Genomic DNA, 21,960 nt, shown 5'->3' with positions numbered 1-21,960 from the left:
CGGCGCTGGGGCAGAGACGGAACTGCGGCACCCGGGCGAGCCGGATGCCGCAGTTCCACCGATCAGTCGGACGTGGGCCCTACGGGCGGGCGTTCGGCTTGAGCGGGGTCTTCACGGCGGCGTAGGCGTCGACGATGCCGTAGCCGTAGAAGCCGTTGAAGTTGAGACCACCAGCGCAGTACGCGTCGTAGGTCTCGTCCCGGCCCTCGTTGCGGTACTGCTGGAGCCGGGGCTCCGGGCAGGCCCGCTCGGCGGCCGTACGGTAGAGGTGCTGCTCGACCAGAGCCGGGTCCATGCCGAACCCACCCCGACGCTCGTTCTTGCCGAACTTGCTGACGATCAGCGCGGTGACGCCGGCCGCGTGCGGCGCGGCCATCGAGGTGCCCTGGAGGTAGGTGTAGTAGCCGCACTCACCGTTGGTCTTGCACTCCTTGAAGACGAACGTCTCGGCACCGGGGACGATGTTGCCGTCCGCGTCGACCGAGCCCTCCTCCTGGAGCACGTGCTTCGGGTACGCCGACAGGATCATGTTGGCGTCGGTGCGGTACGAGTCGGTGCCGAAGCCGTCCCGGAACCAGCCACCCGGTGCGGCGACGGAGATCTGCTCGGTGCCCCAGTTCGAGAAGTCCGACTTCTTGTACGACGGGCCGAGCGAGGAGACACCGATCACGTGCGGGCCCTCGGCCGGCAGGTCCCAGCAGCTCTCGTTGTCGATCGGGCGCGGGTACGGCGCGACCGGGCCGTAGTCCGGGCTGGACACGTCGGTGCGCGGGGCACCGAGGTCCTCGTTGTTGTTGCCGAGCGCGCCGACCAGGGTGACGCCCTTGCGGTGCGCGTAGGTCAGCGTCCGCTCCATCGCCGCGATGATGGCCCGCTGCTCGGCCTGCGCCTCCGGCGAGTCGGCCGGGTTGGCGGTGCAGTTGTACAGCCACGGGTCGACGTAGAACGACATGTTCACCACGTCGAGGCCGTTGTTGGCCGCGTGCACCAGCGAGTTGACCACCGGCTGAAGGAAGAAGTAGCCCGAGTCCTGGCCGCCCTTGAGCTGCACCAGGGTGACGTTCGGGGCGACCCCGGAGATGCCGAAGCCGTTGGCCGCCGCGCCGATGGTGCCGGCGACGTGGGTGCCGTGCCCGTTGTCGTCGGTGCCGACCGGGTCGAGGCAGCTCGCCACCTCGCACGGGCCGTCGACCTCGGCGATGTCGGGGGCGAAGTTGCGCGACAGCGACCAGTCGAAGTTCGGGGCGATGTCCGGGTTGCTGGCGTCCACGCCGGTGTCCAGGACACCGACCTTGACCCGCCGGTCACCCGGCTCGATCTTGCGGGACTTGTCGGCCCGGATCATCTCCAGGCCCCACAGCTTGTCGTCGAGCGGGTCCATTTTGGTCCCGCGCTTCTTGGCGTCCTTCGCCGCCTTCTTCGTCGCGGCCAGCAGGTGTTCCTGCTCGACCCGGTCCAGCTTGGGCTTGCGGCCGATGGCCTTCTGCTGGGCCGCACCGACCAGGGCCGCGGCAGCGGTGGCCCGGGCGGCGAAGTCGGCCCGCTCGCTGGTGACCTGGAAGATACCGACCTCGTCGGTACGGGAGACCACCGTGCCACCGGCGGAGCGGATGGCGGCGATCGCGGCGTCGGCGGAGACACCCTCCTCCGCGACGACGGTGAACGTCCGGGACACGGTCGGTTCGGCATTCGCCGGGCCGACCGGACCGGTCACCGTGAGTGCCAGCGCCGTTGCGGTAGCGACGGCACCGGCGGTGAAGCGCTTGCTCACCACATCAGATCCTCTCGTTGAGGGACGTGGCAGACATCAGACAACATCAACGCTGGTTCCGCCAGAGGTAGCGGCAGATCAGAGGCGTTCACAGCGGCTGTCGCACCGACCGGTCGATGACGTCGAGCAGTTCGGCCATTGTGGACACCTCACCGTCCGGCACCACCCCGGGACGGCAGACCGTCCCAATGCGGTTCAGCCAGACCGCGCGCAGTCCCGCGCGTTGCGGCGCGATCACGTCGTGGTCGAGGGAGTCCCCCACGTAGAGCACCTCCGACGGGGGCACCCCGGCCGCCGCCACCACCGCCGCGTAGAACTCGGGTGCCGGTTTCTTCGGCAGTCCGTTCTCGTGGGCGTACAACTCGAAGGCGAACTCGCCGGCCAGGCCGCAGCGTTCGGTCCGGCTGTTGCCGTTGGTGGCGTAGCCGAGAACGAAGTGCCGGCGCAACTCGGCGAGCGCCGGGAGCACATCCGGAAATGGCCTGGTCAGCGCGAACCGGTGAGCGAAGAACAGTTCGAGCATGCGGTCGAGTTCGGCGTCCAGCCCGGCCCGGGCCAGCGACAGGGCCAGCCCGGCGCGACGGACCTCCTGCACCGGCGCGGCACTGCGTACAGCCCCGACCGCCGCCCAGTCCGCCTCCAGGTCCGCCAGGGAGACCGTGGCCGCGGCGGGGCTCAGCCGCCGCATCTCCTCCAGTACGACCGCCAGACTGCTGGTCACCGCCGGTCTCAGATCCAGCAGCGTCTCGTCCGCGTCGAACACGACCACACTCACCATGAAATGAAGGCCCCCGTTGTCAACTCCGTCGGCAGAGCATCATTCCTAGCATCCGGGGTGAGAATTTCGTATTCCACCTCCCCGTGTTCGTATCCCGGAATCGGGTCGTCCCAGGTGAGGTGAAAAGTGCGGACATAATGCAGGCCGGTTTTCTCCATGACCCGCCGGGATCCCACGTTGACGGCCATGGTCTCCGCCCAGACCCGGCGCAGCCCGAGCCGCGTGAAGGCGTACCGGACGAGGGCCCGCGCCCCTTCCGTGGCGAGCCCTCGTCCCCAGGCGGAGCGCCGGAGACGGTAGCCCAACTCGGCCTGGGTGGGTCCGGACGCCGGGGGGTCACCGGCCGGCGGGGCGAGGGCGAACCAGCCGAGAAAGGCCCCGTCGAGCCGGTCGACCGCCGCCCAGCGGCCGAGGCCCGGCCAGCGGTCGTACTGGTCGAGCAGGTGGGGCAGCAGCTCGTCCCGGATCACCGGCAGCGGCGTGGGCCGGCCGTTGGTGAGGTAGCGCATGACCTCCGGGTCGGCGTCCAACCCGACGAGGTGGTCGACGTCGGCGGGGGTCAGCCGGCGCAGCCGGAGGCGCGCGGTCTCCAGCAGGATCGTGGCCTGCTCCGGTGGGGTCATGCCCCGTATGGTGCCGCGCGGCCCGTCGGCCGGGCCACGACTTTGGCCGCCGCCCCGGTTCCGTCGGGTCACCTGAACGTCCGCCCGGGTGTGCGTGCCGTGGTAGCCCAGCGCCGCCAGCGGACCGCCGAGGCAGCGGCGGCGGTCAGTCCGTCGGGCCGGCGAAAAGCCAGCGGGAGACGGTGACCTGGAGCAGCACGTTGCCGCCCTCCGGCCCGTCCGAGCCGGTGACGTCCCAGCCGTACTTGGCGCGGAAGGCCGCCACCACACCGGTGGGGAAGGACTCGCGGTGGATCGTCGCCGTCCCCTCCGCGACGACCGGGGCACGTCCGTCCTCCAGGGCCAGCGAGACCCGGGGGTCGGCCGCCACGTTCCGGACCTTGCGGTTGCGGGCGGCGGTGCAGATCCACCACTGGTCGTCGAGGTGGACGAACCAGACCGGCGTCAGGTGCGGTGAGCCGTCGGGGCGGAGGGTGCAGAACCAGACGTTGCGTTCCCGGCCGAGCCGGGCCAGCACCTCGCCGTCGGGAACCACCGGCACGTCAGCGCGGCAGCGCCGCGACGAAGACCCGCCCGGCGTACGGGTCGAAGGTGAACACTGGGTCGACCGGGTCCCTGCTGTCGCGCCTCCCGACCATGCCGGTCAGCTCCATGATTCCGCCACTTCCCTCACCAGCTCGATGGATTCCTGCGGTGGCAACGCCACGCCGAGGGTAACGGCTGGGCGCGGGTCAGGGGTGGGTCATCCTCAGCACGTCGAGCGCCTCGTCGAGCTGGTCCTCACTGAGCTTCCCGCTGTCCACGTGGCCCCGGGCGAGCACCACCTCCCGGATGGAGATCTCCTTCGCCAGCGCCTCCTTGGCGATCGAGGCGGCCTCGTCGTACCCGAGATAGCGGTTGAGCGGGGTGACGATCGACGGCGAACCTTCCGCGTACGCCAGGCAGACGTCCGCGTTCGCGGCGAGGCCGGCCACGCAGCGGTCGGCGAAGAGACGGCTGGACGCGGCCAGCAGCCGGATCGACTCCAGCAGGTTGCGGGCCATCACCGGGAGCATCACGTTCAGCTCGAAGTCCCCCTGGGAACCGGCGAACGCGACCGTGGCGTCGTTGCCGACCACCTGGGCGCAGACCTGCCGGACCGCCTCGGCGACCACAGGGTTCACCTTGCCGGGCATGATCGACGAGCCGGGCTGGAGGTCGGGGATGCGCAGCTCACGCAGGCCGGCGCGGGGGCCGGAGCCCATCCAGCGTACGTCGTTGGCGATCTTGTAGAAGCCGACCGCGACGGTACGGAGCTGGCCGGACGTCTCCACCAGCGCGTCCCGCGCGCCCTGCGCCTCGAAGTGGTTGCGGGCCTCGGTCACCGGCAGCCCGGTCTGCTCGCGCAACTTCTCGATCACCCGGCTGGCGAAGCCGAGCGGGGTGTTGATGCCGGTGCCCACGGCAGTGCCGCCCAGCGGCAGTTCGGCCAGGCGGGGCAGCGCCGCCTCCAGCCGCTCGACGCCGTATCGGATCTGCGCGGCGTACCCGCCGAACTCCTGGCCGAGGGTGACCGGGGTGGCGTCCATGAGGTGGGTCCGCCCGGCCTTGACCACCGTCTCGAACTCGGCGGCCTTGGCCTCCAGCGCCTCGGCCAAGTGGGTCAGCGCGGGGAGCAAGTCGTGGGTGACCGCTTCGGTGGCGGCCAGGTGGATCGAGGACGGGAAGACGTCGTTGCTGGACTGCGAGGCGTTGACGTCGTCGTTCGGGTGCACGTCCCGGCCGAGCTCCCGGCCGGCCAGGCTGGCGATCACCTCGTTGGTGTTCATGTTGGACGAGGTGCCCGAGCCGGTCTGGAAGACGTCGATCGGGAACTGGTCGTCGTACCCGCCGTCGGCCACGTGCGCGGCGGCGGTGGCGATCGCGGCAGCCACCTCGGCGTCGAGCACGCCCAGTTCGGCGTTGACCTGCGCCGCCGCGCCCTTGATCTGGGCCAGCGCCCGGACCTGGGCGGACTCGATCCCCCGGCCCGAGATCGGGAAGTTCTGCACCGCGCGCTGGGTCTGCGCCCGCCACAGCGCGTCGGCGGGCACCTCCACCTCGCCCATCGAGTCACGTTCGATCCGGTAACCCACTGCCTCTGGATTCGTCACGCGTTCCATCCTGCCGCGCCCGCCGCCGGCCCGCAGATGATCGCAGGTCATCGAGGGTGGGAGCCTGGCAGCCGCGCCAGGCGGTCAATCCGCCGGCGGGCACACAAGAATGGGTCTTGGAAATATCCATTGCCAGCGGTGCGCGCCCGCCCTTACCTTCAATGGGCAAGGCAAGACCGGCCCAAACCCAAGGAGTTCCCCGTGTTGCAGTACGCCTCCACCGAAACCACGCGGTGTATGCCGCGCGGCGGTGTCGTGCTGCCCTCGATCGGGCGAGCCCATGACCTGTCGCTGAGCGAGTGGAACTGGAAGCCGGGGTGGCGGCGCGAGTAGCGCCAGCGCAAGCTGCGAAGCCGCCCACCCCAGCCAGGGAACGGGCGGCTTTTTCGTTACCCGGCAACAATTTCACCGGGACGTAGCTCAACGGGTAGAGCACCCGTCTCCAAAACCGGAGGTTGCAGGTTCAAGTCCTGTCGCCCCTGCTTTTCGTCACGGCTGCGGCCGGCGGCGTCGCTAATTCTCAACTCCACAGTGGATGGCATTTAGCAATAACCCGGCCGGCGCCATCACGGGCCGGCCGGGGGCAACACCTACCGGGGCGAGGGAGACGGTAACCCGCCTGCTTTGGGAGCAGGAGACACGGGGTTCGACACCCCGGTCCCGGACCACGGGCCGTTGGAGCAAGCTGCCTTCCAAGAGGTAGGTCGGGGTTCGATTCCCCGGTACCGCTCTGGCCATCAGCCGAGAAAGCCCAACAGGTACGAGGCGCGGAGCTCAAACCTCCGTCGTTGCGGGTTCGAGTCCCGCTCTCGGCACCACGCCGTCGTAGACGGCCCCTTGCGGACGTGGCGCAGCCGGTAGCGCGCGACGTTGCCAACGTCGAGGTCACGGGTTCGAACCCCGTCGTCCGCTCTCACCACCGATCGTCGAGAAGAAGGGAGGGCCCGGTGAACGCCGTGCTCGTGCTCAACGCCGACCTGGGACCGCTACACCGGGTCCCGGTCCAACACGCGATCCGGATGCTGATGCGCCGGGTCGCCGAGATCCACGAGGCCGAGCCGGACCGGCACCTCGGCGTCTTCCCGATGCCGCGCGTCCTGCGCCTGGTCCGGTACGTCGTCACCAGGTGGCGGTACCGCAGCGGCCCCGGCTGGTCCAAGTGCGGCGTGCTGCGCCGGGACGGCTACCGGTGCGCGTACTGCCCGTCGACGGCCACCACCGTCGACCACATCCTGCCCCGCTCGCGCGGCGGCCGGAACAGCTGGAAGAACACGATCGGCGCCTGCTACGCCTGCAACCAGCGCAAGGGTGACCTGACCCCCGCCGAGGCGGGGATGGAACTGCGGTTCCAGCCGTTGGTGCCCACCTGGTCGGGCATGGTGCAGCGCTGATCACCGGCCGGCGGGCCTTTGCCCGCCGGCCCCGATGCGGGCTGGTGCAACTGGCAGCACGTCCGGCTCTGGACCGGAAGGTTTGGAGGTTCGAGTCCTCCGCCCGCAGCGCACGCCCTCGTGGCCCAACTGGAAGAGGCACCAGGCCCAGATCCTGGTCGACGCGCACGTTCGAGTCGTGCCGAGGGCACCAAGCCGGTGGAGCTCACGATGGTCGAGCACCGCACCTGTAATGCGGCGGACGCAGGTTCGATTCCTGTCATCGGCTCCAACCACGCCGACGTAGCTCAACGGCAGAGCGTCCGGCTCATAACCGGAAGGCACCCGGATCGACACCGGGCGTCGGCACCACGACCTTGGACGCGAAGGCTGCGCCTTCGGCACGGGGCCAGGGTCACTTGTCCGGGTAGCCCAAATGGCAGGAGGCAACGCGTTCAGGACGCGTTCAGTGTGGGTTCGAATCCCTCTCCGGACACGGCAGGTCGTAGGCGGAGGAACCGCCGCCCCGGGCAGCCGGGGAGAAGCCGGTTCGATTCCGGCCAACCGAGCCATGGGTCGGGTGCTGGTGCACAGCGTCGCTTTGCAAGCCTCGCGTGCGGGTTCGGCTCCCCGTCGATCCGCCATGCCGACGTAGCTCAGTGGAAGAGCATCCGCCTGTCGAGCGGAGGGCCGCCGGTTCGATTCCCGTCGTTGGCGCGTATGAAGGGTTGGCCGAGTCTGGTCGATGGCACCGCGTTGCTAGCGCGGAGCGGGTCCGCCCGCCGGGGGTTCGAATCCCTCCCCCTTCGCCAAGCCGTCGTAGCTCAGCGGTCAGAGCACCGCCCTGATAAGGCGGGAGCCGGAGTTCGATTCCTCCCGTCGGCACGCAGCAACACCTTGCCCCTGTAGCTCAGTGGATAGAGCGCCTGGCTACGAACCAGGAGGCCGCAGGTTCGAATCCTGCCGGGGGCACGTATCGGGACGTGGCGCAGGGGTAGCGCGCTGGTCTGGGGGACCAGAGGCCGGGAGTTCGAGACTGCCCGTCCCGACTCAACGGGTCGTAGCTCAACTTGGCGGAGCACGCGGTTTGGGACCGCGAGGATGCAGGTTCGAATCCTGTCGACCCGACGTCGTGGCCCGCATTGCCCGGCTCGCCACCGCGTGTCGCCGGCCGAGGCCGGCGGTGCCAGGATTCGACTCCCCAGAACGCGGTCTGGCGGGCCACGTGGCCGGGCCAGCCGACGGGTCACGCCAGTGGAGGGGCCAGCCGACAGCAGGCGGCGGCCACCGTCTCGAAAACGGTTGGGGCGAATAGCCCGTAGGAGTTCGACCCTCCTCCCCTCCGCCACGCGCCGCTAGCTGAGTGGCTTAGCACCGGACTCTTAATCCGGAGAGCAGGGTTCGATCCCCTGGCGGCGCACTTGACAGACGCCCCAGCAGGGTCCGGTTCCACGCCGCGACGACACCGGTGTCGCCCAACTGGCAGGGCAGCGGATTGTTAATCCGTACAGTGCAGGTTCGAGTCCTGCCACCGGAGCCTTCTCCCGGGGCATCGCCCCGTTTCCGCCCATGTCGCTCAGTGGTAGAGCACCGGGTTGTGGTCCCGGGTTGTCGCGGGTTCGAGTCCCGCCAGTCACCCATGGAAGTGCGCCACCGATGGTGAGGTGGGCCCGGCTGTAACCCGGGTGCGCGGAGCGCTCTGGGGAGTTCGAATTCTCCACTTCCATCTGCCCCCGTGGCGCAGCGGATAGCGCGTCGGATTCCGGATCCGAAGGTCGCAGGTTCGAACCCTGCCGGAGGCGCGTGTCACCTTGGTCGTGTGCCCGAGTGGTCAGGGAGCGGTCTGCAAAACCGCGCACCGGGGTTCGATTCCCCGCACGGCCTCGATGCCATCCACTGTGGGGTGATATTTGGACGGGCGCCAGAGATGATCAACCTCGAGGAATTCGCCGCAAGGCATCTCGATGGGGACGAACGACGGCCCCGGCGTGCCGACCAACCTGCCGGTGGACGCCACCGTCGAGTGGACGCCCCAGTCGTACGACGAGCAGACATACGGCTGGGTGGAGCTGCGGGCCCGGCGACACGACCACCGACGCGGTGTTCGGGTCGACTTGTCGACCTACCGGCTAGCCGGTAGCCTGAGAGAAGCCAGCGGCACTAGCTGCTGGAAGTGAACCCGGCAGCCTTCCGGACGGTAGGTGGGCCGGGTTTCGCGCTTTCCAGGCCCGATCACACCTCCCGCACGTCCACGACTATCGGACGCACCTTCGCGCGCCAGCCGCCGCCTTTGGCCCAGCACCATGCGACAGCGTCAGGGATGGCGAGCAGACATTCCTCATCGGCGCGCATGTGGTCGTACCGGAGCTGGTCTGCGACTCCTGCCGCCCGTACCTCGCGGTAGAGCAGGTCGCGGTCGGCTTTCCTGGTCGAGTCGTCCAGCTCCAGCACCAGTCGGGCAGCAGCGATCTTCGCCACGTCGGCCACGAGGGCGACCAGACATGCATCTCGCGCTGTTTTGACACTCCGGTACCTGGTCGCATCGTAGATCGTCACTTGTGCGCCAAGAGCACGGAGCACGCTGATGATCTGTCCGCGTCGCTCCTCTCGTTCCTTGTGAAAGTGAATCCTGCGCTGCCCGGGCAGGATCATCTTTCGCACCTCTCGACGAGCGTGGGCGATGTCGTTCTCGACGACCACTGCGGCAGCCACGAGAAGTCCCCGTTCCTTCGTCTCGTCCACAAACACATGAGGCTTCATGCAGAGCGCTCAGGCGGGCTTGTGCCGGAGACTCTGGAGCGGAGCGCCGTTGGCAGCGACGAAGAAGAACCCCCAACCGTTCCGGTGCGGACTGACACCCGGGTTGTAGTGCTTGACGATCTCGCGTGCCGCCTCACTGGGAGTGCGGAAGGTCTCGCCTTCGAGAGGGCCGGAGGTGATCTCAATCCGACCCGGCCCCGGAACGAACAGGCCGAACGTCCGGTGCCCGGCATAGTCAGCGTAGATCCGCACCGAGGCCGGCTCGGTTTCGGCGCCCCCCGACAGAGCCGCCGCACCCTGCACCTGCTTCACCAGCCGAGCGACGACCTGCCCTTTTGTCAGGCCAGCCAGCGCGGCTGCGAACGCAAGGTAGCTGTCGGTTTCTTCATCGACGTCAATCTGCGGCATCCAGCCTCCTTCTCCATAGGGAGAGTAGCAGACTGAAGACTTATGAGACCTTGGAGACTTCCCCTCCTCCAAAGAATTCTGAGTTCTTACAGTGGTCAGCGGCGGCCGACGGTGAGGACCGGCTTGGTGACCTCGGCGAAGAAGTCGTTGCCCTTGTCGTCGACCACGATGAAGGCCGGGAAGTCCTCCACCTCGATCTTCCAGACCGCCTCCATGCCCAACTCCTGGTACTCCAGGACCTCGACGTGCTTGATGCAGTCCTGGGCGAGCCGGGCGGCGGGGCCGCCGATGGAGCCGAGGTAGAAGCCGCCGTGCTGGTGGCAGGAGCGGGTGACCTGGCCGGACCGGTTGCCCTTGGCGAGCATCACCATCGAGCCGCCGGCCGCCTGGAACTTCTCCACGTAGGCGTCCATCCGGCCGGCGGTGGTCGGGCCGAACGAGCCGGAAGCGTACCCCTCGGGGGTCTTGGCCGGGCCGGCGTAGTAGACGGCGTGGTCGCGCAGGTACTGCGGCATCGGCTCGCCCGCGTCCAGCCGCTCGGCGATCTTGGCGTGGGCGATGTCCCGGGCGACGACCAGGGGACCGGTCAGCGAGAGCCGGGTCTTCACCGGGTACTTCGACAGCTCGGCGCGGATCTCGTCCATCGGCCGGTTCAGGTCGACCCGGACGACCTCCTCGGTCTCCAGGGTCTCGTCGGTGACGTCGGGCAGGTAGCGGGCCGGGTCGGTTTCGAGGCGCTCCAGCCACACGCCCGACGGGGTGATCTTGGCTACCGCCTGCCGGTCGGCCGAGCAGGAGACCGCGATCGCCACCGGGCAGGACGCGCCGTGCCGGGGCAGCCGGACCACCCGTACGTCGTGGCAGAAGTAGCGTCCGCCGAACTGCGCGCCGATGCCGAAGTTTCGGGTCAGCTCCAGCACCTCGGCTTCCAGCTCCAGGTCCCGGAAGCCGTGCGCGGTCATCGAGCCCTCGGTCGGCAGCGCGTCGAGGTACTTGGCGGAGGCGTACTTGGCGGTCTTCAGCGCGTACTCGGCCGAGGTCCCGCCGATCACGATCGCCAGGTGGTACGGCGGGCAGGCCGCGGTGCCGATCAGCCGCAGCTTCTCCTCCAGGAACTGCATCATCCGCGTCGGGTTCAGCAGCGCCTTGGTCTCCTGGTAGAGGTACGACTTGTTGGCCGAGCCGCCGCCCTTGGCCATGAAGAGGAACTTGTACGCGTCCGGGTGACCGTCCGGGTCCTCGGCGTAGATCTCCACCTGCGCCGGCAGGTTGCTGCCGGTGTTCCGCTCCTCCCACATGGTCAGCGGGGCGAGCTGCGAGTAGCGCAGGTTCAGCCTCGTGTACGCCTGGAAGACGCCCCGGGAGATGGCCTCCGCGTCGGTGCCGTCGGTGAGCACGTGCCGGCCCCGCTTGCCCATCACGATGGCGGTTCCGGTGTCCTGGCACATCGGCAGCACCCCACCGGCCGCGATGTTCGCGTTGCGCAGCAGGTCCAGCGCGACGAAGCGGTCGTTCGGGGAGGCCGCCGGATCGTCGATGATCGACCGGAGCTGGGCCAGGTGGGCCGGGCGCAGGAAGTGCGCGATGTCGTGCATCGCCTCGGCGGTCAGGGCGGTGAGCGCGGCCGGGTCCACGGTGAGGAACCGACGGCCACCCGGACCGTTGACGACGTCGACGCCCTCGTCGGTGACCAGCCGGTACTCGGTCTGGTCGGCACCGACCGGGAGCAAAGGGGCGTAGGTGAACGCGGCGGCACTGCTCATGAGCGGAAAGCCTAGGGCAGTCGGGCCGCGTCGTCGTACCCGCCGGGTGAGTCGTGCGACACCGCTCTCATCCGTGCCGCCTCCCGCCACCCGTCCCGGTGGTCACCCCCGCTCATCCGTCCTTGCCGCCGTCCGGCTCCGGGCAGCTCTCGCCCTTCGGACCGCAGCTCGCGGCCGGGTCCGGGCCGCGGCCCGGGCCGTCGCCGGAGTTCCCGTCGGAACCGTCGCCGGAGTTCCGGCCGGAACCGTCGTCGCCGGCCGCCGGCGCGCCGCCGGGGGCCCCGGCGAACCGGACGTACCCGATCTCCCGACCCTCGCCGATCACCATGCCACCGGGCCCGACCGCCAGCACGTTCGCCGAGGTACGCAGATTCGCCAGTTCCCGCCCGGTACGGGGGTCGAGGGCGACCGCCCGGGAGGGACCGTCCTCGCTGAGCACCGCCGCGTACGGGGTGAGCGCCCCGGCCGTCTTCTCCGCCGACCGCCGGGTCCAGCGCGGACGGTCGACGCCGAGTTCCCGTCCGACGATCGAGCGTTTGTCCGCGGAGCGGGCCAGCAGGTGGCGGTCGTCGACGGCGACGAGTTTCTCCCCGGCCGCGCCGACCCAGAGCAGCCGCCCGTCGTAGGCGTCCACGACCGTCTCCCGGGCATCCGGGGCCACCCCGACCACCACGTTCCGCGCGCCCTGCGGGTCCTCCCGCTGCACGCACCCGGCGTTGTCGGCGGTTCGCAGGTTGATCCCGGCGCGTCGCCACACCTCCCGCCCGGTGTTCGCGTCCCGGCCGGAGATGGTGAAGTAGCAGGTGCCGTCCTCCGACCTCGCCTCGATCCGCAGCAGCCGCCCACCGACGGCGACCAGCCGTTCCTCCCGGCCGGGCTCGATGTCACGCACCACCCGGCCGGTCGCGGTGTCCAGCACGTGCACCCGGCCGTCGACCGGGAAGCCGAGCAGGGCGGGCACCGCCTCCGGACCGGCCACGCCGGGGTCGATCCGGAGGCCGGTCAGTCGCCGGGTGCCGAGCAGTTCCGGGTTGTCGGCGAAGAAGCCGCTCTCCACGCCGGGCAGGAAGGCCGTCCAGAGCGGACGGCTGCCCCGCACGTCCCAGGCGCTGACCGTGCAGTCGGTGGCCTGGGCGCAGCGGGCGTCCAGCACCATGTTCCGGTACGTCCAGACGGCCACCGCCTCGTTGTCCCGGCGGCGCACCGCGCCGGTCGCCGGGTCGAGCAGCTCGTACCCCTTGACCAGCAGCTTGCCGACCGCGACGACCGCGTCACGACCGTTCCCGGCGACCGCCGCCCAGTCCGCCTTGCGCTCCCACAGCGGCGCGCCGGTGGCGAGGCTGAGCCCTTCCACCCGGGTCCGCTGCTCCACGACGACGGTGTCCCCGGCGACGGTGACGCTCTTCGGGGTGCCGCCGATGCGGCGCTGCCAGGTCACGTCCGGCTCGGAGATGGGTCGGCTGCGGTTGACCGCGTCCCACACCCCCGGCCAGGGATTCCACACCCCGGTCAGGGTCAGCACGACGACCGCGATCAACGCGAGGATCACGTAGCAAATGACGCACCGGCCGCCCTGCTGAGCCACAACGGACACCGTAGCCAGGTCGGCACGGCCCCGGCGCCCTCCGTACGGCCGTGTCGGTGAACTAATCCGGACGGTCGGGCGACGGCTCCGGGGTGAGGACCCGCCACAGCGCCCCGGTGGCGGCGAGCGAGGCGACCCCGGCGAGGGCCATCGCCACCGCCGGGCCGGTCACCTCGGTCACCGCGCCGCCACCGGCCGCGGCGAGTCCCTGGGCGGTCATCAGGCCGGTGCTGGTCAGCCCGAACGCCTGGCCGCGCCGGGACTCGGGCACCGCGTCGAGGAACCGGCGGGCCAGTCCGAGCTGGTAGGCGAAACCGGCGGCGGCCACCGCGAAGAGCAGCGCGGCGACGACCAGGCCGGGCCGGAACAGGAACCCCAGCACCGGTACGCCGAGCAGCAGCGCGAGCCACGGGCTGAGCCGTTCCCGGGCGGCCGGCGGCACGAACCGCCCGACCACCAGGTCCCCGACGAGCATTCCGAACGCCCCGGCCATCAGCAGCACGCCGGCGCTCGCCCCGGGGCCGAGTCCGGCCGCGTACGGCACGGCGACCGCCTCGGCCCCGACCAGCATCGAGCCGGGCAGCCACTGGGCCAGCAGCAGTCCCCGGATCCGCCGGTCGGCGAGGAGTTCCCGGTTTCCCCGCCAGGTCTCCCGCACCGCGCCGGTCCGGGTCGGGCCGGTCGGGCCGGTCCCGTCGGTTCGGGCCGGGCCGGTCGGGCCGGTCCCGTCGGTTCGGGCCGGGCCGGTCGGGCCGGTCCCGTCGGGCCGGGCCGGGGCGCTCCGGTTCCGCCCGGGACGGGCCCGCAGCCCGGCCCGGACGAGCAGGGCCGACAGGGCGCAGGTGGCGGCGGTCAGCCAGAGCGCCCCGTACGGCCCGACCACGCCGAGCAGGAGGCCGCCGACGGCGAACCCGACGACCTGGGTGCCGCCGGACGCCACGGTGAGCAGGGAGCGGCCCAGCACGTACGCGTCGCCGTGCAGGATCTCCGGCAGCAGCGCGGTCCGGGCGGCGCTGCTGACCGGGCCGAACAGCCCGACGACGAAGACCAGCCCGAGCATGCCGGCCGGCGGGAGCACCCCGATGGCGAGCACCGCCACCAGGGCCAGCCGGACCAGTTCGTAGCCGACGATGACGGCGCGGGGCGGCCACCGGTCGGCGAGGGCGAGCAGGAACACCCCGCCGAACGCGTGCGGCAGGAACCCGGTGACGTACGCGAGCGCGGCGATCAGGCCGGATCCGGTGCGCTCGTACACCAGCACGGAGAGGGCGAGCATCTTGACCGTCTCGCCGATCAGGAACACGCCGTAGCTGGCGAAGATCACCCGGAACTCGGCGACGGCGAAGACGTCCCGGAAGGTGGCCGGCCGGTCCGGCGCGACAGGTGGTGCGGTGGTGGTGCGGGCTGAGGTCACGAGACGCCATCCTGTCCGGACCGCGTCGGGCGCTCTATCCTTTCGCCTGAGGACGAAAGGTGGGCCGGTACGTGCGGATCCAGGTGACCCCGGCCGACATTGCGGCCAGCCGGTACGCCATCTCGCCGTTGGGCGAGGCGATGTCGGCGCTCCGGTTGTGCGCCGGCCAGCACAGCGTGCCTGGGCTCGCGCCGTGGACGGCCCGGGTCCGCCCGGCGTACCAGCGGCTGCGCCGGGAGGTGCCGGCGGTGGGGGCGCTGCTGGCCCTGTTGCGCCGGGGCGGCTACAACGCCGACTTCATCCAGCCGCCGCCGGCCGGCACCGGACGGAGCTTCGCCGACGAGATCGCCGCGGTCCGGGCCACCCCGCGCGAGCGGGCCCGCTACGAACTGGCCCGCAACCTCGCCGGGCACCGCACCCCGCCGGCGTACGCGCAGCGGATCTTCCGCTCACCGGACGTGGTGGACCGGCTCGCGGACGCGGTCGAGGCGGTCTGGGCGACCCTGGTCGAGCCGGAGTGGCCCCGACTGCGGACCATCCTGGAGCGGGACGTCGTCCAGCGCGCCGGCCGGCTGGTCACCTACGGCTGGGGTGCCGCCGTGGCCGGTCTCGACCCCCGGCTGAGCTGGGATCCGGGTGGCCCGTTCGGCGCCATCGTGGTGGCCGACCGGCAGCCGGACGTCTACTCGCTCGGTGGCAAGGGGCTGCTCTTCGTGCCGACCGTCTTCGGCATGATGATCAACTATGTCGAGCCGCCGTGGCCGTTCGCGCTGGTCTACCGCGCCTCCGGCGTGGTGGACCTGCTCGGCCCGCCCGACCCGGACCGGCCGCCGGACGCTCTGGACCGGCTGCTCGGCCGCACCCGGGCGGCGGTGCTGCGGGCCCTGGCCGCACCCGCCACCACCAGCCAGCTCGTCCGGCAGCTCGACCTGACCCTGGGCGGGGTCGGTGGGCATCTGGCGGTGCTGCGGGACGCCGGGCTGGTGACCCGCACCCGCACCGGGCGGGCGGTCCGGTACGCCCGCACCACGCTCGGCGACGCCCTGGCCCGGGACGCCCGGCCCGGGTAGGCGGTGGGTCAGGGCCGGCCGGTGGCCGCCGAGCGCACCAGCGGCAGTACGCGGTACGGGATCTGCTCGGCCAGCGCGATGATGGTCGAGGCCCGGCGGATGCCCTCGTACGAGACGATCTGGTCGATGACCCGCTGGAGGTCGGCGTTCGACCGGGCCACGATCCGGCAGAGCACGTCGCTGGAACCGGTGATGGTGTGCGCCTCCAGCACCTCGGGGATCTTGGCGAGGTGGGCGGTGACCGGGTCGTGCCCCTGCCGCTGGCTGATCTCCAGGGTGACGAAGGAGGTCACCCCGAACCCGATGGCCGCTGGGCGGACGTCCGGCCCGAAGCCGGTCACCACTCCCCGGTCGACGAGCTTGTCGAGGCGGGCCTGGACGGTTCCCCGGGCCACGCCCAGGCGGCGGGAGCACTCCAGCACCCCGATCCGCGGCTCGGCGGCGAGCAACTCGACCAGGCTCGCGTCGAGCTGGTCGAGCTGGACAACCTGACCACTGGTCATGAGTGAAGACCATACCGAATGCGCAACCTGACCAGCCGATCGGCTGACTGTTGCCCACCGGTGTGCCGGCCGCGATCCTCGCCTGAAGGAGCACCGCGCGGTGCGACGTCACACCGCCGCCGGGGCCACGGGCGGCACCGTACGGAGGGAGTCCACGATGACCCAGGCGATCGACCGACCCATGTCGACCGAAGAGGTCGACGTCGACGCGCTCGTCGGCGCCGTCGACCACGACATCAGCCACGACCCGTTCCCGGTGCGCGGACTCGACCACATCGGCTTCCTGGTGGGCAACGCCAAGCAGGCCGCCCACTACTACTCCACCGCGTTCGGCATGACCGCCGTGGCGTACCGGGGGCCGGAGCAGGGCTACCGGGACTACGCCGAGTACGTGCTCACCAGCGGTTCGGCCCGGTTCGTCCTCCGGGGCGCGGTCCGCCCCGACGCGCCGGACGCCGCCCTGGTCGCCAAGCACAGCGACGGCGTCGCCGACATCGCCCTGGAGGTCCCGGACGTCGACGCGGCGTACGCGCACGCCACCGCCCAGGGCGCGACCGGCCTGCTGGAGCCGCACGAGGTCACCGACGAGCACGGCACCGTCCGGGTCGCCGCGATCGCCACCTACGGCGACACCCGGCACACCCTGGTCGACCGCTCCCGCTACACCGGCCCGTTCCTGCCCGGCTTCGTCGCCCGGGGGCCGATCGTCGACCGGCAGCCCATGATCGACGCCGGGGTGCAGCCGAAGCGCTTCTTCCAGGCGGTCGACCACGTGGTCGGCAACGTCGAGCTGGGCCGTATGGACGAGTGGGTCGAGTTCTACCGGCGCGTGATGGGCTTCACCAACATGGCGGAGTTCATCGGCGACGACATCGCCACCGACTACTCGGCGCTGATGAGCAAGGTGGTCGCCAACGGCACCCGGAAGGTCAAGTTCCCGCTCAACGAGCCGGCCGTCGCCCGGAAGAAGTCGCAGATCGACGAGTACCTGGAGTTCTACCAGGGGCCGGGCGCCCAGCACATCGCGGTGGCCACCAACGACATCCTGGCCAGCGTCGACGCGATGCGGGCCGCCGGCGTGGAGTTCCTGGACACCCCGGACTCGTACTACGACGACCCGGAGCTGCGCGCCCGGATCGGCAACGTACGGGTGCCGATCGAGGAACTGAAGGCCCGCAAGATCCTCGTCGACCGGGACGAGGACGGCTACCTGCTCCAGATCTTCACCAAGCCGGTGCAGGACCGGCCGACGGTCTTCTTCGAGCTGATCGAGCGGCACGGTTCGCTCGGCTTCGGCAAGGGCAACTTCAAGGCCCTCTTCGAGGCGATCGAACGCGAGCAGGAGCGGCGCGGCAACCTCTGAGTCGTCGACCGGGCCGGTCGCCGTCCACCGGGTGGACGGTGACCGGCCGAACCCCGTGCCACAGGTGGCTGGTCGCTGGCGAAGGCGTCGTTAAGGTAGCTGCGTGAGTGTGCAACCCGGCTGGTACGTCGACCCTGCCGACCCCGAGACCCAGCGCTACTGGGATGGCGAGGGGTGGATCGGCGCGCCGATATCCGCCGACGCTACCCCACCCGAGGGACCACCGCCGGCCGAACCGGCACCCGCCCCGACCCCGACCGAACCGGCACCGGCCACCCCGGCGGCCGGTCCGGGCCCAGCCACGCCGACCTCCGCGCCGCCCCCGGCCGGTCCGGTCACCGGCCCCCCGTGGCCCGGCCCCACCGGGCCGCCGACACCCCCGTCACCGGCCCCCGGGGCGCAGCCGACGGGGCCGTGGCCGCCGCCCGGGTACGCTCCCCCGCCCGGCCACCATCCCCCGCCGCCGTACGTATTCCCGCCCGGTCACGTCCCGCCGCCCGGCTGGCCGCACCCCGGGTACCCGGTACGCCCCCCCGAGCCGCGCCCGCACGGCCTGGCCCTGGCCGGGTACGGTCCCCGCTTCCTCGCCCGCCTGATCGACTTCGGCATCGTGTTCCTGCTGAACGCGGTGGTGAACGGCTGGTTCGTCTGGCGGTTCATGCAGGAGATGTCGCCGGTCTGGCGGGAGTTCTGGGCCCGGGTGTCGAGCGGCTCCACGTCCACCGAACCGCTGCCTCAGCCGGGCGACCAGGCCGGTGGTCTCCAGGTGGCGATCCTGCTGCTCGCGACCGCCCTCTGGTTCGCCTACGAGGTCCCGTCGATGGCCAGCGGGGGGCAGACCTTCGGCAAGCGGGTGATGGGCATCCGCGCGGTGCCGGTCGCCGGTGACCAGCCGCTCGGCTTCGGCCGGTCCTTCCGGCGCTGGAACACCCTCGGCCTGCCCACCCTGCTCTGGTACTGCTGCGGCCTCGGTCTGCTGCTCCAGCTCCTCGACGCCCTGTCCCCTCTCTTCGACCATCCGCTGCGCCAGGCGCTGCACGACAAGCGCGCGCAGACCGTGGTCGTCCAGGTGCCTCGTCCCACCCCCACCCGTGCCGAAGCGCACGACCGCCCAGAGGGAGATGCCGAATGACCGACACCGGCCGCCGCGAGCCCCCGATCCGGCTCACCCGCGCCGACCTCGACGCGCTGCCCAACTACGTTCCCGGCCGCAGCCCGGCCGACCTGGCCCGGGAGCTGGGCATCCCGGAGGCCATCAAGCTGGCGAGCAACGAGGTGCCCTACGGCCCGCTGCCCGGTGTGGTGGAGGCGATCGCCGAGGCCGCCGCCGGGTCGCACCGCTACCCCGACATGGGCGTGGTGGCGCTGCACTCCGCCCTCGCCGAGCGGTACGGCGTGACGCCGGAGCAGATCGTCACCGGTTGCGGTTCGGTGGCGCTCGCCGAGCACCTGGTGCGGGCCACCTGCCTCCCCGGCGACGAGGTGGTCTACTCGTGGCGCTCCTTCGAGGCGTACCCGATCGTCGTGGCGACCAGCGGGGCGACCAGCGTGCCGGTGCCCAACCTGCCGGACCACGGGCACGACCTGGCCGCGATGGCGGCGGCGGTGACCGACCGGACCCGGATGGTGGTGGTCTGCAACCCGAACAACCCCACCGGCACCTTCCTGCGCCGGCCCGAGTTGGAGCGCTTCCTCGACGCCGTGCCGGACGACGTGCTGGTGGTGATCGACGAGGCGTACCGGGAGTTCGTCACCGACCCGGAGGTGCCGGACGGTCTCGGCTACGTCGACCGGCCCAACGTGGCGGTGCTGCGCACCCTGTCGAAGGCGTGGGGGCTGGCCGGGATGCGGGTGGGTTTCATGGTTGCCCAGCCGGCGGTGGCCGCCGCCGTACGGAAGGTGGTCACCCCGTTCTCGATCAACGCGCCCGCCCAGGCCGCCGCGCTGGCCGCGCTGGCCCAGGCCGACGAGGTCGAGCGCCGGTGCGCGCTGGTCGTCGCCGAGCGGGACCGGGTCACCGAGGCGCTGCGCGCGTTCGTGCCGGACCTTCCGACCAGCCAGGGCAACTTCGTCTGGCTGCCGCTGGGCGAGGGGGCGATCACGTTCGCCAAGGCGTGCGAGGCGCGCGGCGTGATCGTCCGCCCGTTCCCCGGTGACGGCGTCCGGATGACCATCGGCACCCCGGCGGAGAACGACGCCTTCCTGGCGGTGGTCGAGTCGGCACTCAGCAAGGAGATTGGGCGGTAAGTCCGATTTAGGGCTGTTTGTACTTTTTATGCCCTATCTTTCGAGGTGGCCGACGGCGTGACCGCGCCGAGACGGCATCGGCACTTCGAGTAGACGGGGAAACATCAGTGCGCACTGCCAAGATCTGCCTCATGGGAGCCGTCGCGGTCGCGGCGGTCGGACTCGGCGCAACGCCAGCCGCCGCCGCGCCCACCGACTCCACGACCGTCACCTTCGAGATCCTCGCGGGCACTCTCGACATCGACGCCCCGACCACCGCAGACCTGGGTACCGGGGCGCCCGGCGGCACCATCACCGGCTCACTCGGCCCGGTCACCGTGACCGACTCGCGGGGCGCTACGGACGCCTCCTGGGTGGCCTCGGTGACCGCGTCGGTGTTCCAGACCGGTGGCGGCACTCCGCCCGAGACGGTCCTGCCCGAAGAGATCGACTACTGGTCCGGCCCGGCCACGGCGACCACCGGAACCGGCACGTTCACCCCCGGCCAGGCGACCGCGGGCGACGCCGAACCGCTGTCGAGCGTCACCCCGGTCGTCGCGTTCACCCACACCGGAGGCACCGGCGGCAACACCGCCACCTGGAACCCCACCCTGATCGTCAACGTGCCGCTGGACAGCGTCGCGGGGGTCTACACCGGGACGGTGACGCATTCGGTGGCGTAGCCGCCGGGGCCGGTCGGCCGCTGCGGCCACGCTGGCACTGCTCTGTCTCGCCGGCCCGGGTCTGTCGACCCGGGCCGGCGCGGCCGAGCCGGACCCGGACGAGGGCAGCATCGGCATCCGGTTGCTGGAGGCCCCCACCAATCGCCGCGACGACCCTCGGGCACGGCGCTACATTGTCGACCACCTGCCGCCGGGCGAGACGATCACACGGCAGCTCCTGGTGACCAATCGCACCGAGGAGCGGCGACGGATCGACGTCTACCCGGCTGCGGCGACCCTCGAGGAGAACAAGTTCACCTTCGGCGAGGGACGCGCCGCCAACGAACTCACCTCCTGGATCAGTCTGGACCGCACCACGGTCGAGCTGGGTCCACAGGCGGAAACCCGGGTCCGGGCGACCATCCGGGTGCCCCCCGCCGCCTCGGCCGGCGAACGGTACGGGGTGATCTGGGCGTCCACCACCTCCCTGCCCCGGCCGGGGGGCCAGGTCACCCAGACCCACCGGGTCGGTGTCCGGATGTACCTCGACATCGGCCCCGGCGGCGAGCCGCCCTCCGACTTCACCATCGGTGACCTGATCCCGGCCCGGAGCCCGCAGGGCGAACCCTCGGTCGCCATCGGGGTCACGAACACCGGCGGCCGGGCCCTCGATCTGACCGGAAAGGTGGCCCTCACCGAGGGACCCGCCGGAACCCGGGCTGGCCCCTTCGACGTGGTGCAGGGCACGACCCTGGCACCGGGGCAGTCGGGGCAGGTCACCGCCCGTTTCCCGGCGGAACTGTCGAACGGGCCGTGGACGCTCCAGGTCGACCTGGAGAGTGGCCGGGTGAAGAAGACCGCCACCGGGCGGATCGAATTTCCCGACCCCGGCGAGACCGGGAAACCGGGGACGTTCCTCTCCCAGCTGGTCACCTGGTGGAACGTGGCGATAGCGGCAGCGGGAGTGCTGGTCGTCGCCGGTCTGACGACGCTGGCCCGGCGGTACCGCCGGCGGATCCTGGTCGGACGCTGAGTCCAATCGCCAGGCGGGGGGCCGGCCGGAGGCGGCTCCCGGCGACCGACCACCGGTCAGGGCCGGACGTGGCACCGACCACTTGTCAGGCCGGACGTGGCTCACCGCGATCAACCCGGTCAGGCCGGACGTCGGCGGCGAGCCGCCCACCAACCGACCACCAGCAGGGCAAGTCCGAGCGTCACCAGAGCGACCCACCGGCTCAGGCCGAATCCGGTCACCGGCAGCGCGCCACCGGGCTGGGTGGGCGCGGGCTGGGTCGGTGCCACCGTGGGTTGGGCCGGCACCACCTCGAAGGTGACCCCGGTCCCCGCCGACGGCTCGGCCCGTACGGCCGACACGACGGACGCCCGGACTGCCGCGTCGGCCGGAGCGGGCAGCAGCAGTGCCGCCGCGACGACGAGCACACCACCCGCCGGCCAGCTGGTTCCCGCGCCGACCATTCCCGGGCCCCCTTCTCCACGCCGATGAACTAGAAAACTACCCTTTCCGGGCAGAT

General features: G+C 71.2%; 21 protein-coding genes, 21 tRNA genes and 1 pseudogene. 30 read left to right on the top strand and 13 right to left on the bottom strand.

Annotated features, from left to right (window positions below; translation table 11 throughout):
• Positions 1-79 precede the first annotated feature (79 nt).
• The 6 genes from GA0070618_RS12665 to GA0070618_RS12645 form a co-directional block, all read right to left on the bottom strand.
• Positions 80-1,771 (bottom strand): S8 family serine peptidase, encoded by a 1,692-nt coding sequence (locus GA0070618_RS12665; protein ID WP_088985483.1) that lies wholly within the window; start codon positions 1,769-1,771, stop codon positions 80-82.
• Positions 1,772-1,859: 88 nt separating this feature from the next.
• Positions 1,860-2,549 carry an HAD family hydrolase gene (locus GA0070618_RS12660; protein WP_088981806.1) on the bottom strand — a complete coding sequence of 230 codons (690 nt, stop codon included), beginning with the start codon at positions 2,547-2,549 and terminating at the stop codon, positions 1,860-1,862.
• Entirely contained in the window at positions 2,543-3,172 is a 630-nt protein-coding gene (locus tag GA0070618_RS12655; RefSeq protein WP_088981805.1) for a GNAT family N-acetyltransferase, read from the bottom strand. The genes GA0070618_RS12660 and GA0070618_RS12655 overlap by 7 nt, the downstream gene beginning before the upstream one ends.
• Positions 3,173-3,317: 145 nt before the next feature.
• Positions 3,318-3,713 carry a pyridoxamine 5'-phosphate oxidase family protein gene (locus GA0070618_RS12650; protein WP_088981804.1) on the bottom strand — a complete coding sequence of 132 codons (396 nt, stop codon included), beginning with the start codon at positions 3,711-3,713 and terminating at the stop codon, positions 3,318-3,320.
• A 1-nt stretch (position 3,714) separates the two neighbouring features.
• A complete protein-coding gene (locus tag GA0070618_RS34010; RefSeq protein ID WP_143740339.1) occupies positions 3,715-3,825 on the bottom strand; it encodes a DUF397 domain-containing protein in 111 nt (36 codons plus the stop codon).
• 78 nt (positions 3,826-3,903) lie between these two features.
• A complete protein-coding gene (locus GA0070618_RS12645) occupies positions 3,904-5,304 on the bottom strand; it encodes a class II fumarate hydratase (protein WP_088981803.1) in 1,401 nt (466 codons plus the stop codon).
• Between the two features lie 201 nt (positions 5,305-5,505).
• On the opposite strand from GA0070618_RS12645, the gene GA0070618_RS35180 reads away from it, so the two are divergent.
• The 24 genes from GA0070618_RS35180 (at position 5,506) to GA0070618_RS12540 (ending at position 8,851) form a co-directional block, all read left to right on the top strand.
• Positions 5,506-5,637 carry a hypothetical protein gene (locus GA0070618_RS35180; protein WP_269148485.1) on the top strand — a complete coding sequence of 44 codons (132 nt, stop codon included), beginning with the start codon at positions 5,506-5,508 and terminating at the stop codon, positions 5,635-5,637.
• Positions 5,638-5,713: 76 nt separating this feature from the next.
• Positions 5,714-5,786, top strand: a tRNA-Trp gene (locus GA0070618_RS12640).
• Positions 5,787-5,897: 111 nt separating this feature from the next.
• Positions 5,898-5,972, top strand: a tRNA-Pro gene (locus tag GA0070618_RS33455).
• 72 nt (positions 5,973-6,044) lie between these two features.
• A tRNA-Leu gene (locus GA0070618_RS12635) sits at positions 6,045-6,122 on the top strand.
• A gap of 21 nt (positions 6,123-6,143) precedes the next feature.
• Positions 6,144-6,216, top strand: a tRNA-Gly gene (locus tag GA0070618_RS12630).
• 35 nt (positions 6,217-6,251) lie between these two features.
• Positions 6,252-6,695, top strand: a complete 444-nt coding sequence (locus GA0070618_RS12625) for an HNH endonuclease (protein WP_088981802.1) — start codon at positions 6,252-6,254, stop codon at positions 6,693-6,695.
• Between the two features lie 35 nt (positions 6,696-6,730).
• A tRNA-Gln gene (locus GA0070618_RS12620) sits at positions 6,731-6,804 on the top strand.
• 5 nt (positions 6,805-6,809) lie between these two features.
• Positions 6,810-6,888 (top strand) — tRNA-Leu (locus tag GA0070618_RS12615).
• Between the two features lies 1 nt (position 6,889).
• Positions 6,890-6,966: transfer RNA gene (locus GA0070618_RS12610), tRNA-Thr, on the top strand.
• A gap of 5 nt (positions 6,967-6,971) precedes the next feature.
• A tRNA-Met gene (locus GA0070618_RS12605) sits at positions 6,972-7,046 on the top strand.
• A gap of 49 nt (positions 7,047-7,095) precedes the next feature.
• A tRNA-Leu gene (locus GA0070618_RS12600) sits at positions 7,096-7,170 on the top strand.
• 149 nt (positions 7,171-7,319) lie between these two features.
• Positions 7,320-7,391, top strand: a tRNA-Asp gene (locus GA0070618_RS12595).
• Positions 7,392-7,396: 5 nt separating this feature from the next.
• A tRNA-Ser gene (locus tag GA0070618_RS12590) sits at positions 7,397-7,486 on the top strand.
• Position 7,487: 1 nt separating this feature from the next.
• Positions 7,488-7,559 (top strand) — tRNA-Ile (locus tag GA0070618_RS12585).
• Between the two features lie 14 nt (positions 7,560-7,573).
• A tRNA-Arg gene (locus tag GA0070618_RS12580) sits at positions 7,574-7,646 on the top strand.
• A gap of 5 nt (positions 7,647-7,651) precedes the next feature.
• Positions 7,652-7,723 (top strand) — tRNA-Pro (locus GA0070618_RS12575).
• Between the two features lie 5 nt (positions 7,724-7,728).
• Positions 7,729-7,802: transfer RNA gene (locus GA0070618_RS12570), tRNA-Pro, on the top strand.
• A gap of 128 nt (positions 7,803-7,930) precedes the next feature.
• Positions 7,931-8,022 (top strand) — tRNA-Ser (locus GA0070618_RS33450).
• 1 nt (position 8,023) lies between these two features.
• Positions 8,024-8,094 (top strand) — tRNA-Lys (locus tag GA0070618_RS12565).
• A 44-nt stretch (positions 8,095-8,138) separates the two neighbouring features.
• A tRNA-Asn gene (locus GA0070618_RS12560) sits at positions 8,139-8,211 on the top strand.
• A gap of 33 nt (positions 8,212-8,244) precedes the next feature.
• Positions 8,245-8,310, top strand: a tRNA-His gene (locus tag GA0070618_RS12555).
• Positions 8,311-8,403: 93 nt separating this feature from the next.
• Positions 8,404-8,476: transfer RNA gene (locus GA0070618_RS12550), tRNA-Arg, on the top strand.
• Positions 8,477-8,487: 11 nt separating this feature from the next.
• Positions 8,488-8,558 (top strand) — tRNA-Cys (locus tag GA0070618_RS12545).
• An 80-nt stretch (positions 8,559-8,638) separates the two neighbouring features.
• Positions 8,639-8,851: a hypothetical protein gene (locus GA0070618_RS12540; protein WP_088981801.1), complete on the top strand. Its 213-nt coding sequence runs from the start codon at positions 8,639-8,641 to the stop codon at positions 8,849-8,851.
• A 55-nt stretch (positions 8,852-8,906) separates the two neighbouring features.
• Here the strand turns inward: GA0070618_RS12540 and GA0070618_RS12535 are convergent, their stop codons facing one another.
• The 5 genes from GA0070618_RS12535 to GA0070618_RS12515 form a co-directional block, all read right to left on the bottom strand.
• Entirely contained in the window at positions 8,907-9,416 is a 510-nt protein-coding gene (locus tag GA0070618_RS12535; RefSeq protein ID WP_197701754.1) for a hypothetical protein, read from the bottom strand.
• A 27-nt stretch (positions 9,417-9,443) separates the two neighbouring features.
• Entirely contained in the window at positions 9,444-9,842 is a 399-nt protein-coding gene (locus GA0070618_RS12530) for a hypothetical protein (RefSeq protein ID WP_088981799.1), read from the bottom strand.
• 95 nt (positions 9,843-9,937) lie between these two features.
• Positions 9,938-11,605, bottom strand: a complete 1,668-nt coding sequence (locus GA0070618_RS12525) for a fumarate hydratase (protein ID WP_088981798.1) — start codon at positions 11,603-11,605, stop codon at positions 9,938-9,940.
• A 112-nt stretch (positions 11,606-11,717) separates the two neighbouring features.
• The gene (locus GA0070618_RS12520) at positions 11,718-13,139 is read right to left on the bottom strand and encodes an outer membrane protein assembly factor BamB family protein (RefSeq protein ID WP_088985482.1); all 1,422 of its coding nucleotides are present in this window, start codon (positions 13,137-13,139) and stop codon (positions 11,718-11,720) included.
• Positions 13,140-13,251: 112 nt separating this feature from the next.
• Positions 13,252-14,604, bottom strand: a complete 1,353-nt coding sequence (locus tag GA0070618_RS12515) for an MFS transporter (RefSeq protein WP_088981797.1) — start codon at positions 14,602-14,604, stop codon at positions 13,252-13,254.
• A gap of 71 nt (positions 14,605-14,675) precedes the next feature.
• Between GA0070618_RS12515 and GA0070618_RS12510 the strand changes: the two genes are divergently transcribed.
• Complete coding sequence (locus tag GA0070618_RS12510) at positions 14,676-15,674, top strand: ArsR/SmtB family transcription factor (protein ID WP_088985481.1); 999 nt, start codon at positions 14,676-14,678, stop codon at positions 15,672-15,674.
• 11 nt (positions 15,675-15,685) lie between these two features.
• Here GA0070618_RS12510 and GA0070618_RS12505 read toward each other — a convergent pair.
• A pseudogene (locus GA0070618_RS12505) lies at positions 15,686-16,177 on the bottom strand (Lrp/AsnC family transcriptional regulator); the annotation flags it as partial.
• A 157-nt stretch (positions 16,178-16,334) separates the two neighbouring features.
• Here GA0070618_RS12505 and hppD point away from each other — a divergent pair.
• From hppD to GA0070618_RS12480, 5 genes are all read left to right on the top strand, one after another.
• On the top strand, positions 16,335-17,540 hold the full coding sequence (gene hppD / locus GA0070618_RS12500; RefSeq protein WP_088981795.1) for a 4-hydroxyphenylpyruvate dioxygenase: 1,206 nt from the start codon (positions 16,335-16,337) through the stop codon (positions 17,538-17,540).
• A 103-nt stretch (positions 17,541-17,643) separates the two neighbouring features.
• Positions 17,644-18,672 carry an RDD family protein gene (locus GA0070618_RS12495; protein WP_088981794.1) on the top strand — a complete coding sequence of 343 codons (1,029 nt, stop codon included), beginning with the start codon at positions 17,644-17,646 and terminating at the stop codon, positions 18,670-18,672.
• Positions 18,669-19,787, top strand: coding sequence for a histidinol-phosphate transaminase (gene hisC / locus GA0070618_RS12490; protein ID WP_088981793.1), 1,119 nt, complete (start codon positions 18,669-18,671; stop codon positions 19,785-19,787). Before GA0070618_RS12495 ends, hisC begins: the two co-directional genes overlap by 4 nt.
• Positions 19,788-19,894: 107 nt before the next feature.
• On the top strand, positions 19,895-20,449 hold the full coding sequence (locus GA0070618_RS12485; RefSeq protein ID WP_231931718.1) for a hypothetical protein: 555 nt from the start codon (positions 19,895-19,897) through the stop codon (positions 20,447-20,449).
• A gap of 220 nt (positions 20,450-20,669) precedes the next feature.
• Positions 20,670-21,461 (top strand): hypothetical protein, encoded by a 792-nt coding sequence (locus GA0070618_RS12480; protein WP_143740338.1) that lies wholly within the window; start codon positions 20,670-20,672, stop codon positions 21,459-21,461.
• Between the two features lie 119 nt (positions 21,462-21,580).
• On the opposite strand, the gene GA0070618_RS12475 is transcribed toward GA0070618_RS12480, so the two are convergent.
• Entirely contained in the window at positions 21,581-21,904 is a 324-nt protein-coding gene (locus GA0070618_RS12475; RefSeq protein WP_088981791.1) for a hypothetical protein, read from the bottom strand.
• Positions 21,905-21,960 lie beyond the last annotated feature (56 nt).

Origin of the sequence: Micromonospora echinospora (genome assembly GCF_900091495.1) — a bacterium.
GTDB classification, from domain to species: Bacteria; Actinomycetota; Actinomycetes; order Mycobacteriales; family Micromonosporaceae; genus Micromonospora; species Micromonospora echinospora.
This window is presented reverse-complemented; position numbering and strand designations above follow the sequence as displayed.

Coding starts and splice junctions, on each gene's coding strand:
- GA0070618_RS12660 (WP_088981806.1), bottom strand. CDS start 2,549: ATGGTGAGTGTGGTCGTGTTCGACGCGGACGAGACGCTGCTGGATCTG.
- GA0070618_RS12655 (WP_088981805.1), bottom strand. CDS start 3,172: ATGACCCCACCGGAGCAGGCCACGATCCTGCTGGAGACCGCGCGCCTC.
- GA0070618_RS34010 (WP_143740339.1), bottom strand. CDS start 3,825: ATGGAGCTGACCGGCATGGTCGGGAGGCGCGACAGCAGGGACCCGGTC.
- GA0070618_RS12540 (WP_088981801.1), top strand. CDS start 8,639: ATGGGGACGAACGACGGCCCCGGCGTGCCGACCAACCTGCCGGTGGAC.
- GA0070618_RS12530 (WP_088981799.1), bottom strand. CDS start 9,842: ATGCCGCAGATTGACGTCGATGAAGAAACCGACAGCTACCTTGCGTTC.
- GA0070618_RS12525 (WP_088981798.1), bottom strand. CDS start 11,605: ATGAGCAGTGCCGCCGCGTTCACCTACGCCCCTTTGCTCCCGGTCGGT.
- hppD (WP_088981795.1), top strand. CDS start 16,335: ATGACCCAGGCGATCGACCGACCCATGTCGACCGAAGAGGTCGACGTC.
- hisC (WP_088981793.1), top strand. CDS start 18,669: ATGACCGACACCGGCCGCCGCGAGCCCCCGATCCGGCTCACCCGCGCC.
- GA0070618_RS12475 (WP_088981791.1), bottom strand. CDS start 21,904: ATGGTCGGCGCGGGAACCAGCTGGCCGGCGGGTGGTGTGCTCGTCGTC.